Below are 13077 nucleotides of genomic sequence, written 5' to 3'. Positions count from 1 at the left end.
GCCTGTCTCCAAAAACACCTGCCGCTAGGGCAGATTGTCCCGCATCACGATGTCGATCCTGATCTTCTCCTGTTCGCTCAGGATCGGCTCGCCGCGGGCGAGCGCGAGCAGCACGCGGACGGCCGCGCGCGCTTCATGTCCTGGGTTCTGCGAGATCGCGGCATCCATCACGCCCTGCAGCAGCAACCGGCGCGTCAGCGCGGTGACGTCGTGCCCGACGAACACCACCTGCTTGTCGCGCCCGGCCGCGCCAGAGGCCTTCTCGTTCTGCGCCTTGTCGTTCAGCGCTTTGGCGACGCCCTGCGTGCCGGCGCCGACGTTGTAGAGGCCGACGATGTCGGCGTGCTTGCCGAGCAGCCGCGCCAGCAGCTGCTCCGAACGGTCGTCCTCGTCGCGCCCTTCCAGCACCGGCAGCACGCTGAGATCGGGGAATTCGCTCGCCATCACCTGGTTGAAGCCGAAGATGCGCTCGGCATGGTCGCGCAGGCCCTGCGAGCCCGCGACGATCGCGACCTTGCCGGACCTCTGGCCGACCAGCCGCCCGACCAGCGCGCCGGCGGTGCGGCCCGCAGCGATGTTGTCGATGCCGACATAATGGTGGCGGCGCGAGGACGGCACGTCCGAGACCAGCGTCACGACCTTGGTCCCGGCATCGACGAGGTCGTTGATGGCGGCGCGGACGCTCGGATGGTCCAGCGCCACCACGGCAATGCCGTCGTAATCGCCCGACAGGGCTTCGAGCGAAGCTGCGAGCGCAGCGGGCTCGAACACGTCGGCTGCGATCATCTCGACATTGAGCCGGCGGGCCGACAGCCAGGCCGCCATCTCGCCGAGATAGGCTTCGATCTGCTGCATGAACGGGTTCGGCCCCGACGGCATCACGAAGGCGAAGCGGCGGGCGCGGCCGCGCGCGAGCTCGGCGGCAGCCACATGCGGCTGGAACGAATTGCGCGCGATGGCGTCCTTGACGCGCCGGACCGTGTCCGGGCGGACCCCCGGCCTGTTGTGCAGGACGCGGTCGACCGTGGCGAGGCTGACACCGGCCTCGCGGGCGATGTCCTTCAGCGTCAGCGCAGTCGGGGTGAGGGTCTCGGCCATGGCTGAAGGCTAGCAGAGGTGTTTTGAGGTACGCAACTCATTTGATGAGGGGATCGGTCTTTTTGCGTCCCGGTCCAGGAACGACGTCCCGCCCCCGAGCGCGTGCTCGACAAGATCGCTCGTGAGCTACCGGTGCGCCGGCGCCGACAGCTCGAGCGTCAGGAACAGGCTGTTGGGATCCTCGACATAACCCTCGAAGGGGCTGCAGGCGACGAAACCGTGCGCCAGGTAGAGCGCGTGCGCCGGCTTGAAATAGTCCCACGAGCCGGTCTCGAGGCTGAGCCGCGTCATGCCGCATGCGCGGGCCTCGGCGATGATGTGGCGCAGCATCTGGCCGCCATAGCCGCGCCGCCGCGTGGTCTGCAGCGTGTGCATCGACTTGACCTCGCCATGGCCGGCGGAGAGCACCTTCAGCGCGCCGGTGACGACCAGCGTCTCGCCGTCCCAGCCGGTCCAGAACGCAACCTCGGGTGCACGCAGGCCCGCAAGATCAAGCGCATGGTCGCTGCCCCGCGCCGTCTGCGCCCGCGCTGTCGTGACGTGATGATCGAGCAGCGCGACGACGCGCGGATCATAGGTGTCGCCGGTGCGGATCTGCATCGTTCTCGTCTCCACGCTTTGCCCTCACATCTTGCCGTAGGACGCGCCACGCCGCGTGATGATGACGTAGCGCGCGTCCTGCCTGGTTTCGTTCTCGAAGATCACGGCGCGCATCACGTCGAAATCGAGACAATCGCCCTCGCGCAGCCGCACCGCCTTGGCGTCGATATGCACGGCGATCGCGCCCTCCAGCATCAGGAGCTGCTGGGTGAAGGCGTTACGGCCCCACGGGCTGTAGGAGACGCGCGCGCCGGCGGGAAGGTCGACGACGATGATCTCGATGCCGCTGGCGGCATCGGGCGGCGAGGCGTGCCGCCGGCGATAGCCGCTGTCGGGGTCGCGCCAGAGCGGCTGATCGGCAAGCCGCACCAGGCGCTCCGGCGGCTTCTCCGTGAGCGCAACGACATCGCTGAGCGTGACGTCGAGCGCCGCGCAGAGCTTGTTCAGCAGCGCCGCCGTCGCACTGCTCTGCGCCCGCTCCACCCGCCCGATCATGGCCCGGCTGACGCCGGAGCGGCCTGCAAGCTCGTTCAACGTCATGCCCGCCTGCGTCCGCAGCGTCTTCAGGCGCCGACCGATGGCGCGGTCGAGTTTTTGCTGGTCCATTGTTGTTGGCCTTGGCCTTCATCCGAGCTCAACCCGTCACCAGGACCGTATCCGCCGGGCGACAGAAGCTTAGGGCGGGGAAGCGATCCGTGCCGGAAGTGAGAGGCTAATATATTGGAATCTTTGTGCGGCGCGCGAGCGCGCTATCTGCTCGAACCGGAATGCGATCGGGGAAACTTGGAGCGGGCGAAGGGAATCGAACCCTCGTATGCAGCTTGGGAAGCTGCCGTTCTACCATTGAACTACGCCCGCGGATGCGCAAGCCCGCGCCCCTCCTGATTAGCCGAGACAGCGCCTGCCGCCAAGCGGTTTGGCGCGACCGGCTGGACGGCTGTTAACGTCCTGATAAGATTCCAGGTGCGCCGGATTGTGGCGGTGTTATGATCGCTTCTCCGGGAGAAACGTGCACTGAGTGGGGCGTGTGCATGGTGGGGCAGGCTTACGCGATATTCGACACGGCCATCGGCCGTTGCGGCATCATCTGGAGCGGCACCGGCGTGGTCGCCGTGCAATTGCCGGAGGCGCGGGAGATCGACACCCGCCGCCGGATTTTCCAGGTCCATCCCGAGGCGCGGGAGCAGCGCCCGTCCGAGAACGCCGAGCTTGCGATCGAGGGCATCAAGGGCCTGCTGCAAGGTCACGATCCCGATTTTTCCGAGGTCAGCCTGGACGCCGGCGACGTGCCCGGCTTCAACCGGCGCGTCTACGAGTACGCCTGCAGCATTCCGCGCGGGGAAACGCGCACCTATCACGAGGTGGCCCGGGCGCTCGGCGCCTCCGGCGCAGCCTATTCGGTGGCGCAGGCGATTGCGAAGAATCCCTTCATGCTGATCGTGCCCTGCCACCGGGTGCTGGAGGCCGGCAATTACACCGACCGGCTCTCGCCCTATGGCGGCGTGATCTCCAAGCGGCGGCTGCTGGCGCTGGAGGGCGCCCATCCCATCGCCAGCAAGACCTTGTTCGAAGTGCTGCTGCCCGTTGCCCCGCCGAGACCCTCCACCTAGATAAGGCGGCATGCACGCCAATACGCTGCTGACGACGCCATCGATAAGTGTTTCCGAGTTTCGCTGCGATGCGGGACCGGATGATGCGCCGTTTGCGGAATGCCGCACCGGCCATTCCATCGCCTATGTCCGCTCCGGCAGCTTCGGCTGTCATTGCCGCGCCGGCTTCTTCGAGCTGGTGGCGGGCTCGATGCTGATCGGCGCCCCCGGCGAGGAATACACCTGCACGCATGAGCACGTGTCCGGCGACGTCTGCCTCGGCTTTTTCTTCAGCGCGGATTTGGTCGACGCCCTCGGTGGGCGGCGCGAGATCTGGCAGATCGGCGCAACGCCGCCGCTGTCCGAGCTGATGGTGCTGGGCGAGCTGGCTCAGACGGCAGCAGATGGCAACAGCGATCTCGGCCTCGACGAGATCGGCCAGATCCTGGCCGGCCGTTTTGTCGATGCCGTCTCGGGCAAGGCGCGCAAGCCGGCCACCCCCACCGCACGCGACCGCCGCCGCGCGGTGGAGGCCGCGCTGTGGATCGACGACAACTCGCATGCCGAGCTCGACCTCGAGCTGGCAGCCAAGCAGGCAGGCCTCAGCCCGTTTCATTTCCTGCGGCTGTTCTCGGCGGTGCTCGGCGTCACCCCGCATCAATATCTGGTGCGCTCGCGGCTGCGCCACGCCGCGCGCAGGCTTACCGAGGACGACATCGCCGTCACCGATATCGCCTATGACGTCGGCTTCGGCGACCTCTCCAATTTCGTCCGCACGTTCCATCGCGCCGCCGGAATGTCGCCGACCAAGTTCCGCCAGGCGTCGAAGGGGGAGCGCAAGATTCTCCAAGAGCAGCTTGCCCTCAACTGACTAGGGTCGTCTCCGGCGCGTGCCCTTCGCGGCACGCTTTTTCGCAATGGAGACGAACATGTACGACCACATCGGATTGCGCGTTGCCGACCTCGACGCCGCCACGCGCTTTTACACCGCGGTGCTGGCGCCACTCGGCTTCGTCCTGTGCTCGAGCGGCGACGGTTATGCCGGCTTCGGGCCGAAGGACGAGCCGGCGCTGTGGCTGCACCTGAACAGGGGCCGCAAGGCCGACGGCGTCCACATCGCCTTCCGCGCCGGGGATCATGATGCGGTCAAGGCGTTTCACAGCGAGGGCTTGCGAAGCGGCGGCCGCGACAATGGCGGCGCGGGGCCGCGCAGGGATTACAGCCCGACCTATTACGCGGCGTTCCTGATCGACCCCGACGGCAACAATGTCGAGGCGGTTTGCGTGTGAGCGTTAGCTACAAACGAGATCTCGTAGGGTGGGCAAAGCGTAGCGTGCCCACCAACTCCTCGCGACAACGCCGATGAATGGTGGGCACGGCGCGCGAAGAGCGCGCCTTTGCCCACCCTACGAATTCCACCTGATAGGAGAGATCATGGCCTCCATCCACAACGACATCTCCCTCCCCGCCGCCGCGCGCGACGTCTGGGACGCGGTGCGTGATTTCGGCGCGCTGCATCGGCGGCTCGTGCCGGGCTTCGTCACCGCCTGCACGCTCGACGGTGATACGCGCATCGTCACCTTCGCCAACGGCTCGGTGGCGCGCGAAGTGCTGGTCGATTGCGACGATGCGCGGCGGCGCCTCGTCTATGCCATCAACAACGAGCGACTGAAGCATTACAGCGCCTCGGTGCAGGTCATTGCCGAGGGCGAGACGAGCTGTCGCCTCGTCTGGATCATCGACATGCTGCCGAACGAGCTCGCGCCTTACGTTCAGGGGCAAACCAAGGAGGCGGTGACCGCCATGCACAAGGCGTTTCCGTCCGCGGCGGCCTGATCCTTCACTGTGAGTTTTCTCACAGAAGCGCATCCTCGCCGGCCGTAACCATGCCCGCGTGCGTCCGGTCGGCTCTGCTCTCCCGGCGGCGCCACGCACGCGAGGAGCATGCCATGAGAGGTGCGGACAAGGTGATCTGTCAGGCAGCCGCGGTGCTGCTGCTGTTTTCGATCTCGAGCGTGCCGGCAAGGGCACAATTCCTCGGCGGCGGAGGTGCCGGCGGCGAAGACATGATGACCCAGATGGCGCCGATGCTGGAGATGATGAAGGCGAAGATGGGCAAGCGCCGCTTCGCCATGCTGATGCAGACCATGGGCCCGATGATGAGCCGCATGATGGAGAACGGCGGCGGGCTCGGCGGCATGATGGGTGGCGGCAGTTTCGGCGGCGGATTCGGTGCACCGAACTATGGCTACACGCCGATGGGCGGCGGCACGATGCCGGTCGGGATCGGCAACATGGGCGGCGGCGACATCATGGGCATACTCGGCGGCTCCGGCGGCAGCGACATGATGGCGATGATTCCGCAATTGATGCGGCTCGCCAATACCGGTGGCGGCGGTCATCGCCGCCACAAGCGTCGCTAAAGCGCGATGCGATTAGGATGAATCGTCATTGCGCTTTAGCTCATTGTTTGAGCATGATCTTTTCGGAAAACCGCTACGCACTTTTCCGGATCATGCTCTAATTGCCAGCCGAAAGCGCCGGCCTGATCGCGGGCTTCGCCTCGCGCGGTCCCCAGCGTGTCAGCACGACGCTGGAGCACGACAGCAGGCCGAGCACGACCATCGAGCTCGCGGCGAGCCAGAAGAAGCTCTGCGCGCTGGCGCCGTGCGTCGACAGCCACCAGCCGATTCCTGCGATGTAGATCAGCCGCGCCGTCTGCGCCAGCACCGGGCCGATCACCTTGGCCGCGCCTTGCGAGGAGAAATACATCGTCGTTGCAAGGCCGAAGAAAGCGTAGAACGGCCCGACCGTCGAGAGATATTGATGGCTCGCCGCGCGCACCGCCACGCTGTCGGTGAACATGTTGACCCAGAGATCGGGAAAGATCGCCACGAGGCATGCCGGCGCGCCGACCGCCACGAAAGCGGCAACACTGGCGGTCCAGGCGATGCGCCGGGCGCGCGCGATGCGGCCGGCGCCGATCGCCATCCCGACCATCGGCACGCAGGCAATGCCGAACGAGAACGCGATCGAGGTCAGCAGGAATTCCAGCCGCGCGCCGACGCCGTAGCCGGCGAGGATCGCGGTGCCGAATTGCGCCAGCATGTGGGTGAAGATCGAAATCGTCAGCACTGATTGCAGCGGCGAGAAGCAGGCGATGGCGCCGACCTTCAGGATGTCGAAGAACATCGCCCATTGGATGCGCAGGCCGCGCAGCTTCAGTGTGATCCGCGCGCGGCCGGAGAACAGGTACCAGCTCATGATGCCGATATTCATGGTGTAGGCGATCAGCGCGCCGGCGGCGACGCCGCGCATGCCGAGTTGCGGCACCGGCCCGAGCCCGAGGCCGAGCGTGCCGCCGAGCACGATCTGCCAGGCCGCGGAGTTGAGGATCAGGAACGACGGCAGCTTCATGTTGCCGGTGCCGCGCAGGATGCCGGCCATGGTGTTGAGCAGCCAGGGCAGCACGGCGCCGCCGAAGAACACCTGCGTGTAGGCGATCGCATGCGTCAGCACATCGCCGCGGCCGCCGAGCATCTCGAGCAGTTTTGGCCCGAAGACCAGCATGCCCAGCATGAAGACGAGGCCGAAGCTGATGCCGATCAGCATCGCGTGCACGGCCAGGATACCGGCGCGCTCGCGGTTGCCGGCACCGAGCGCACGCGCGATGGCCGACGCCACCGCGCCGCCCATGGCGCCGCCGGACATCGTCATGGTCAGAATGATCGTCGGAAACACCAGCGCCATCGCCGCCAAGGCCTCGACGCCGAGCCGGCCGACATAGGAGGTCTCGGCGATCACGACACAGATGCCGGCCGACAGGCCGATCACGTTCGGCCAGGCGAGCGAGAGCAGCGTGCGCAGGATCGGCCCGTCGGTCAGCGCGCTTCTGATCGGCGGCGGAGGCGGCGGCAGCGGGCGCTCTTGCTCATCGACCGGGATTTCGGCGATGTCGGACATGTCCTCTCCCGGGCGCAGCCGCCGTTTGCAGCGCGGCAATCCCTTGGTGTGCCAATGACTTCGTGTGTGCCAATGACTTCGTTCGCGCGAAAGGCGCGGCAGAGGCTTGTTAGCACGGCGGGCGCCGATTCCGCCTGCGCCTGATGCAGGCGTGCCCTGCGGCAGCGCATTTCAAACGGTGGAATTCGTTCTTCTCCCTCTCCCCGTTCTTACGGGGAGAGGGTTGGGGTGAGGGGCTCTATCCGCAAGGACGGTGAGAGTTGGGCTCGCGGAGACTCCCCCTCACCCGGATTGCATCTTCGATGCAATCCGACCTCTCCCCGCAAGCGGGGCGAGGTGAAGCCGCTGCGGCCGTCGCCTAACCAATGGTCCACACCAGCGGCGGACGGCCGCCTGCAGCGGCGCGCATCTGCACGCCGATATGCCGGCCGCAGCCTGCGGCGAGACCCTCGAACAATCCTTCCAGCACCTTGGCGCAGGCGCGGTGAGTGTCGGCGACGTCGTCCATCAGCTTCCAGCTCTGCTGCCGAATCTCGAACGTGCCTTCCGATTGTGTCATCTCGGCCGCATCATCCTGCGTGGCGAGCAGCGCGCTCAGGAAGGATGCGAACTCTCGCGCGCCGCCGCGCCCCATCGCCAGCGCCGCGGCAACCTCGTCGAAATATTGCATGCCGATCAGCTTGCCGGTGAGGTGCAGCAGATAGCCGGCATCCTCCGGGCCGAACAGCTGCACCATCACCGGCGCGGCGGTGCGGACATATTCCATTGCGTAGTTGCGATAGGCCTGTTCCAGCCGCGGTTTTGGCCAGCTCGCGACCGGCAATGCGGGCGCCGTCTTCGCATCGAACAGCGGCGCTTCCAGGTGCCGCGCGAACACCAGGCGCTGGTCGAGCTCGAGCGGGTGGTCGTACTGATGATAATAGCCTTCGAGCCCGTCCTGGCCGTCGACGCTCTGCTTGGTGCAGACGAAGCCGAGCCTGAGATCGCCGAGCGCAACGCCGTTGTTGGCGTGCCAGCCGCGCAGCATCGCGCGGGAGACTTCGCCCGGCACGCCGCAGATCGCGGTGCCCTTCCAGATCCAGCGTGGCGGCGGATAGCGGATCCAGGCCTTGCTGTCGCTCTCATACATGTATTCGACATGCACGCCGCCGATCCAGTTGGAGAGATAGTGATATTGCGCAGCAGCGACCGCCGGCGGCAGATGGTCGATCCCGAGCTTTTTGAGCCCCGGCAGGAAGCGCTCCTGCTGCTGGCGACGGAACACGCGGAAGACGAACTCGGCGGCATCCGCCGTGCCGCGCCGCGTGACGACGGTGAGGATGAGGCCGGTGAAATAGGCGTGATAGAGATCAGCGACTGCGCGCCAGCGCTTCCATTGCGATTCCTGCGCGAAGTCTGGTGCGGCGGTCATGTTCGCTCCCCGATCATGGTTTTGATCGAGTGTGTCACCGCGGCCGGTGACAGGCAACATGACCCGCGTGCAGGCCTCCCTGTACGGCGTTCCGTCAATTCCGCATCACGAATTTTGCGCCGCCTTGGCCGCCCGTTCGCGCTCGACGCGCTCCGTGACGTCGCGCGCCATCGCCACCGATCCCTGCACGGCACCATCTCTGTCCCGCACCAGCGCGAAGGTCATCTCGATGTAGAGCTTGCGCCCGCTCTTGTGCAGCGCGCGGGTCAGCGTCGGCCTGCCCGCAAGCTTCATGGTGCCGCTCGTGAGCGCGGCGTCGAAGGCTTTCCAGTGCGGGGCGCGCAGATGTTCGGGAATGATCAGATCGAGATTCTGCCCGAGCGCTTCGTCGGCGGTGAAGCCGAACAGCGCGGTCGACGCGCGATTCCAGCGCGTGATCGTGCCGGAGCGATCGGAATAGATCAGCGCGTCCGCGGCGTCGTTGATGATCTGTGCGTCGAGATCGGAGGGGTTTGTCATGTCGCCACCATCGCAAGCAGCCGGATTTCAGTTCGCTGACACACATTCGGTGTCATCGCCCGACTCGATCGGGCGATCCAGTACTCCGAGGCAGAAGTGATCAAATCGGGAGACCGCGGCGTACTGGATGCCCCGGTCCCGGCTCCGCTAGGCTACGCCGGGCCAGAAGGGTGCTCGGCCGGCGAAGCTTCAGCGAAGTCGGCAAGCCGGGGCATGACAGTAGAGTGTGTGGTCACACCCGAAAATGCTTCGATAGTTTGAGGCCTTGCGCCTGGTAGTTGGAACCGATGCGCTGGCCGTACATGGCGTCGGGGCGGGCGAGCATCTTCTCGTAGACGAGGCGGCCGACGATCTGGCCGTGCTCGAGGATGAACGGCACCTCGCGCGAGCGCACTTCGAGCACCGCACGGGCGCCCTGCCCTCCAGCGCCGGCATAGCCGAAGCCGGGATCGAAGAAGCCGGCATAGTGCACGCGGAATTCGCCGACCAGGGGATCGAACGGCACCATCTCCGCGGCGTAGTCGGGCGGCACCTGCACCGCTTCCTTGGAGGCGAGGATATAGAACTCACCGGGGTCGAGGATCAGGCTGCCGTCGGGGCGCGCCGAGATCGGCTCCCAGAAATCCTCCACCGCGTAGCCGGCGCGGCGGTCGACGTCGACGACGCCGGTGTGGCGCTTGGCGCGGTAGCCGACGAAGCCGCTCGCCTTCTCGCCCGACAGATCGACCGAGACGGCAACGCCGCCGGAGAGATCGGCATCGTCGATGTCGACGAGACGCTCGGCGGCATGCAGTGCATCGAGCTCGTCGGGATTGAGGATGGCATCGCCGGTGCGGAAGCGCACCTGGCTCAGACGCGAACCCTCGCGCACCAAGACCGGAAACGTCTTCGGACTGATCTCGGCATAGAGCGGGCCGTGATAGCCGGCGCCGATCATGTCGAAGCGGCGGGTGCCGTCGGCGATCACGCGGGTGAAGACGTCGAGCCGGCCGGTCGAGCTCTTCGGATTGGCGGCAGCGACGATCTCCGGCGGCAACGCGAGGCTTTCGAGCAGCGGCACGATGTAGACGCAATTGGTCTCGAGCACCGCGCCATCGGCGAGGCTGAACTCGTGCAGCTTCAACTCGTCGATGCGCTCGGCGACGGTGGCACCGGGACCGGGGAGGAAGCTGGCACGGACGCGATAGGCGATGTCGCCAAGGCGCAGATCGAGGCTCGCCGGCTGGATCTGGCTCTCGACGAAGTCGTAGGCGGGCAGGATGAGACCTTCTTCCGCCATCGCCGCGATCATGCGGTCGGGCAGGATACCATTGGCGTCGGCGGCGACCGTGAACGTCAACCGGGGGTCCTCATCAGGGGTCAAACGCATCCGGACATGCCGGAAATACAAGTCTTTTACGGCTATCCGATGGACGCCTTGACGGAAAGGGCATTGCGGAATATGAGCATCACTTATCCCGTGGTGATTTGAGCCGGCCGGCTTGCAGCCACGTTAAATAAGTCGCTAAACAGGCCGGGGACCTCTGTGATCCCGGCCCGTGGAGATATCCAGGCCGGTTTTTTTGTGACCGTTTTCGCCTCGACGGTCATGTCGGAGAGGGTCCTATGTCGAAGTCGTCTGCCACTTACCGCCCCGAAACCCGCCTGGTCCATTCCGGCACCCTTCGCTCGCAATATGGCGAGACGTCGGAGGCGCTGTTCCTGACGCAAGGCTATGTCTACGCCAGCGCGGAGGAGTGCGAGGCGCGGTTCAAGGGCGAGGATCCCGGCTTCATCTATTCGCGCTATTCCAACCCGACGATTGCGATGTTCGAGCGCCGCATGATCGAGCTCGAAGGCGCCGAGGCCGCGCGCTCGGCGGCGACCGGCATGGCGGCGGTGACGACCGCGATCCTGGCGCCGCTCAAGGCCGGCGATCACGTCGTCGCCTCCCGCGCGCTGTTCGGCTCGTGCCTCTACGTCGTCCAGGACCTGTTGCCGCGCTACGGCATCGAGACCACGCTGGTCGACGGGCTCGATCTCGATCAGTGGCAGCGCGCGCTCCGGCCCAACACCAAGACGTTCTTCCTGGAGAGCCCGACCAACCCGACGCTCGACGTGCTCGACATTCCCTCGATCGCCGAGATCGCGCACAAGGGTGGCGCGCGGCTCGTCGTCGACAACGTGTTTGCGACGCCGATCTGGCAGAGCCCGCTCGCACTCGGCGCCGACGTCGTCGTCTATTCCGCGACCAAGCACATCGACGGCCAGGGCCGCTGTCTCGGCGGCATCATCCTGTCCTCGGAAGCCTTCATCGCCGAGCACATCCACAATTTCATGCGCCAGACCGGCCCGTCGATCTCGCCGTTCAATGCCTGGGTCCTGCTCAAGGGTCTGGAGACGCTGGGCGTGCGCGTGCGCGCGCAGACCGACACGGCCGCGCGCATCGCCGAGGTGCTGGCGAGCCATCCCAAGATCTCGCGGCTGGTCTATCCCGGCCGCGCCGATCATCCGCAGGCGGCGCTGGTGAAGAAGCAGATGCGTGGCGGCTCGACGCTGGTCGGCTTCGAGGTGAAGGGCGGCAAGGCGGCGGCGTTCCGCGTGCTCAACGAATTGAAGCTTGCCAAGATCTCGAACAATCTCGGCGACGCCAAGAGCCTCGTCACGCATCCGGCGACCACGACGCATCAGCGCCTGAAGCCGGAAGACCGCGCCGCGCTCGGCATCAGCGAGGGTTTCATTCGCTTCTCGGCGGGGCTGGAGCACGCGGATGACCTGATCGAGGATCTCACCGCGGCGCTGGAGAAGGCGTGAGGGAAGCTTCGTAGGGTGGGCAAAGCGAAGCGTGCCCACGTTTCTCGACTACAATGACGAGATGGTGGGCACGGCGCTGCGCGCCTTTGCCCACCCTACGGCGATAACCTCTCACATCGGCCGATACGTTCTCACATCAGCGGGCACGTTCACCCCGAGCTTGATCTGGCCGACGGAGCGGATGATGTCGTCGCCGAGCAGCTGGGCGAAGCAGGCATAGCCCCAATCGTTCATGTGCAGGCCGTCGGCGATGACGAAGCTCTCGACGGGGATCGACTGGTTCTCGTGCCAGTCGCGCATCACCTCGAAGCGGGGGAAGATGCCGACCTTGCGCAGCTCGGCGACGTTGCCGAGCAGCTTGATCATCTTGCCGGCGCTCTCCTTGCGCTGGTTGACGGCCGGCGAATATTGCGGATCGACCAGCACGATGTCGGTGCCGCCGGCGGCCTGAATGCGGCTGATGCCGTCCTCGACCAGCTTGGCGGTGTCACTGGGATCGAGGTTGCGCAGCACGGCGTTGGTGCCGACCTGCCAGATCACGAGATCCGGATGCACGTCGATCACCTGCGTCTGCAGGCGCTTCATCATCTCGGGCGCATCCTCGCCGCCGACACCGGCATTGACGACCGTGATGTCGGCGGTCGGATAGTGACGCCGCAGCTGCGCGGCGAGGCGATTGGGGTAGTTGAACTCCGGCGAGCTCGCGCCGAAGCCCGCGGTCGACGAGGAGCCGAACGCGACGATGACGACGGGCTGGCCGGCGACGAGCTTGCTCGCGACATGCGGCAGGGAGCCCATCGCCTTGGAGCCGCCCTTCGGCGGCAGGCAAGGCACGCGGCTGAAGATGTCGGCGGCGGACTTCGCGACCTCCTTCACCTTGTCGATGGCGCGCGAGGTGACGCCGCGCGGCTCGGACGACCTCGCGGCGACGGTGGTCTGGGACGGCGCAGCGGGCGCGGGATCAGGTGACTGGGCGGGTGCGGGGGCAGGTTGCGCGGGCGTCTGCGCATGCGAGGCGGGCGTCAGCCACAACAGCGCCGCTGCTGCGGGCACGGCCAGCCATGACGTCAGGCAAAAAGGGCGGAGAGAACTCATTAACGCTAG

14 protein-coding genes, 1 tRNA gene and 1 riboswitch are annotated in these 13077 nt (G+C 66.3%); of the genes, 6 read left to right on the top strand and 9 right to left on the bottom strand.

Features of this window, described 5'->3' with window-relative positions; translation table 11 throughout:
• Positions 1–24: 24 nt before the first annotated feature.
• From XI05_RS14680 to XI05_RS14665, 4 genes are all read right to left on the bottom strand, one after another.
• Positions 25–1098 carry a LacI family DNA-binding transcriptional regulator gene (locus XI05_RS14680; RefSeq protein WP_260381210.1) on the bottom strand — a complete coding sequence of 358 codons (1074 nt, stop codon included), beginning with the start codon at positions 1096–1098 and terminating at the stop codon, positions 25–27.
• A gap of 126 nt (positions 1099–1224) precedes the next feature.
• Complete coding sequence (locus tag XI05_RS14675; RefSeq protein WP_271502630.1) at positions 1225–1698, bottom strand: GNAT family N-acetyltransferase; 474 nt, start codon at positions 1696–1698, stop codon at positions 1225–1227.
• A 24-nt stretch (positions 1699–1722) separates the two neighbouring features.
• Positions 1723–2304 (bottom strand): helix-turn-helix domain-containing protein, encoded by a 582-nt coding sequence (locus XI05_RS14670; protein WP_271502628.1) that lies wholly within the window; start codon positions 2302–2304, stop codon positions 1723–1725.
• 178 nt (positions 2305–2482) lie between these two features.
• A tRNA-Gly gene (locus XI05_RS14665) sits at positions 2483–2556 on the bottom strand.
• 173 nt (positions 2557–2729) lie between these two features.
• Here XI05_RS14665 and XI05_RS14660 point away from each other — a divergent pair.
• The 5 genes from XI05_RS14660 (at position 2730) to XI05_RS14640 (ending at position 5710) form a co-directional block, all read left to right on the top strand.
• A complete protein-coding gene (locus tag XI05_RS14660; protein WP_271502625.1) occupies positions 2730–3308 on the top strand; it encodes a methylated-DNA--[protein]-cysteine S-methyltransferase in 579 nt (192 codons plus the stop codon).
• 10 nt (positions 3309–3318) lie between these two features.
• Positions 3319–4158: a helix-turn-helix domain-containing protein gene (locus XI05_RS14655; RefSeq protein ID WP_271502624.1), complete on the top strand. Its 840-nt coding sequence runs from the start codon at positions 3319–3321 to the stop codon at positions 4156–4158.
• Positions 4159–4216: 58 nt separating this feature from the next.
• Positions 4217–4576 (top strand): VOC family protein, encoded by a 360-nt coding sequence (locus tag XI05_RS14650; protein ID WP_271502623.1) that lies wholly within the window; start codon positions 4217–4219, stop codon positions 4574–4576.
• A 145-nt stretch (positions 4577–4721) separates the two neighbouring features.
• Positions 4722–5123 carry an SRPBCC family protein gene (locus XI05_RS14645; protein WP_271502622.1) on the top strand — a complete coding sequence of 134 codons (402 nt, stop codon included), beginning with the start codon at positions 4722–4724 and terminating at the stop codon, positions 5121–5123.
• A 113-nt stretch (positions 5124–5236) separates the two neighbouring features.
• Positions 5237–5710: a hypothetical protein gene (locus tag XI05_RS14640; protein WP_271502621.1), complete on the top strand. Its 474-nt coding sequence runs from the start codon at positions 5237–5239 to the stop codon at positions 5708–5710.
• A 97-nt stretch (positions 5711–5807) separates the two neighbouring features.
• Here XI05_RS14640 and XI05_RS14635 read toward each other — a convergent pair whose 3' ends face one another.
• The 4 genes from XI05_RS14635 to XI05_RS14620 all read right to left on the bottom strand — a co-directional run bounded on the left by XI05_RS14635 (position 5808) and on the right by XI05_RS14620 (position 10549).
• Positions 5808–7250, bottom strand: coding sequence for an MATE family efflux transporter (locus XI05_RS14635; RefSeq protein WP_271502620.1), 1443 nt, complete (start codon positions 7248–7250; stop codon positions 5808–5810).
• A gap of 358 nt (positions 7251–7608) precedes the next feature.
• Positions 7609–8661: a hypothetical protein gene (locus tag XI05_RS14630; protein WP_271502618.1), complete on the bottom strand. Its 1053-nt coding sequence runs from the start codon at positions 8659–8661 to the stop codon at positions 7609–7611.
• A gap of 105 nt (positions 8662–8766) precedes the next feature.
• Positions 8767–9180 carry a PAS domain-containing protein gene (locus tag XI05_RS14625; RefSeq protein WP_271502616.1) on the bottom strand — a complete coding sequence of 138 codons (414 nt, stop codon included), beginning with the start codon at positions 9178–9180 and terminating at the stop codon, positions 8767–8769.
• 232 nt (positions 9181–9412) lie between these two features.
• Positions 9413–10549 carry a 2'-deoxycytidine 5'-triphosphate deaminase gene (locus XI05_RS14620; RefSeq protein ID WP_442869273.1) on the bottom strand — a complete coding sequence of 379 codons (1137 nt, stop codon included), beginning with the start codon at positions 10547–10549 and terminating at the stop codon, positions 9413–9415.
• An 80-nt stretch (positions 10550–10629) separates the two neighbouring features.
• Positions 10630–10709: riboswitch (SAM riboswitch) on the top strand.
• 76 nt (positions 10710–10785) lie between these two features.
• On the opposite strand from XI05_RS14620, the gene XI05_RS14615 reads away from it, so the two are divergent.
• Entirely contained in the window at positions 10786–11973 is a 1188-nt protein-coding gene (locus XI05_RS14615; RefSeq protein ID WP_271502612.1) for an O-succinylhomoserine sulfhydrylase, read from the top strand.
• A gap of 111 nt (positions 11974–12084) precedes the next feature.
• Here the strand turns inward: XI05_RS14615 and XI05_RS14610 are convergent, their stop codons facing one another.
• Positions 12085–13068, bottom strand: coding sequence for an SGNH/GDSL hydrolase family protein (locus XI05_RS14610; protein ID WP_271502610.1), 984 nt, complete (start codon positions 13066–13068; stop codon positions 12085–12087).
• Positions 13069–13077: the final 9 nt, after the last annotated feature.

The organism is Bradyrhizobium sp. CCBAU 11357, from assembly GCF_028128865.1.
In the GTDB taxonomy this organism is placed as follows: Bacteria; Pseudomonadota; Alphaproteobacteria; order Rhizobiales; family Xanthobacteraceae; genus Bradyrhizobium.
Note: the sequence above shows the minus strand (reverse complement) of the source record. Positions and strands in the feature narration are given on the sequence as shown.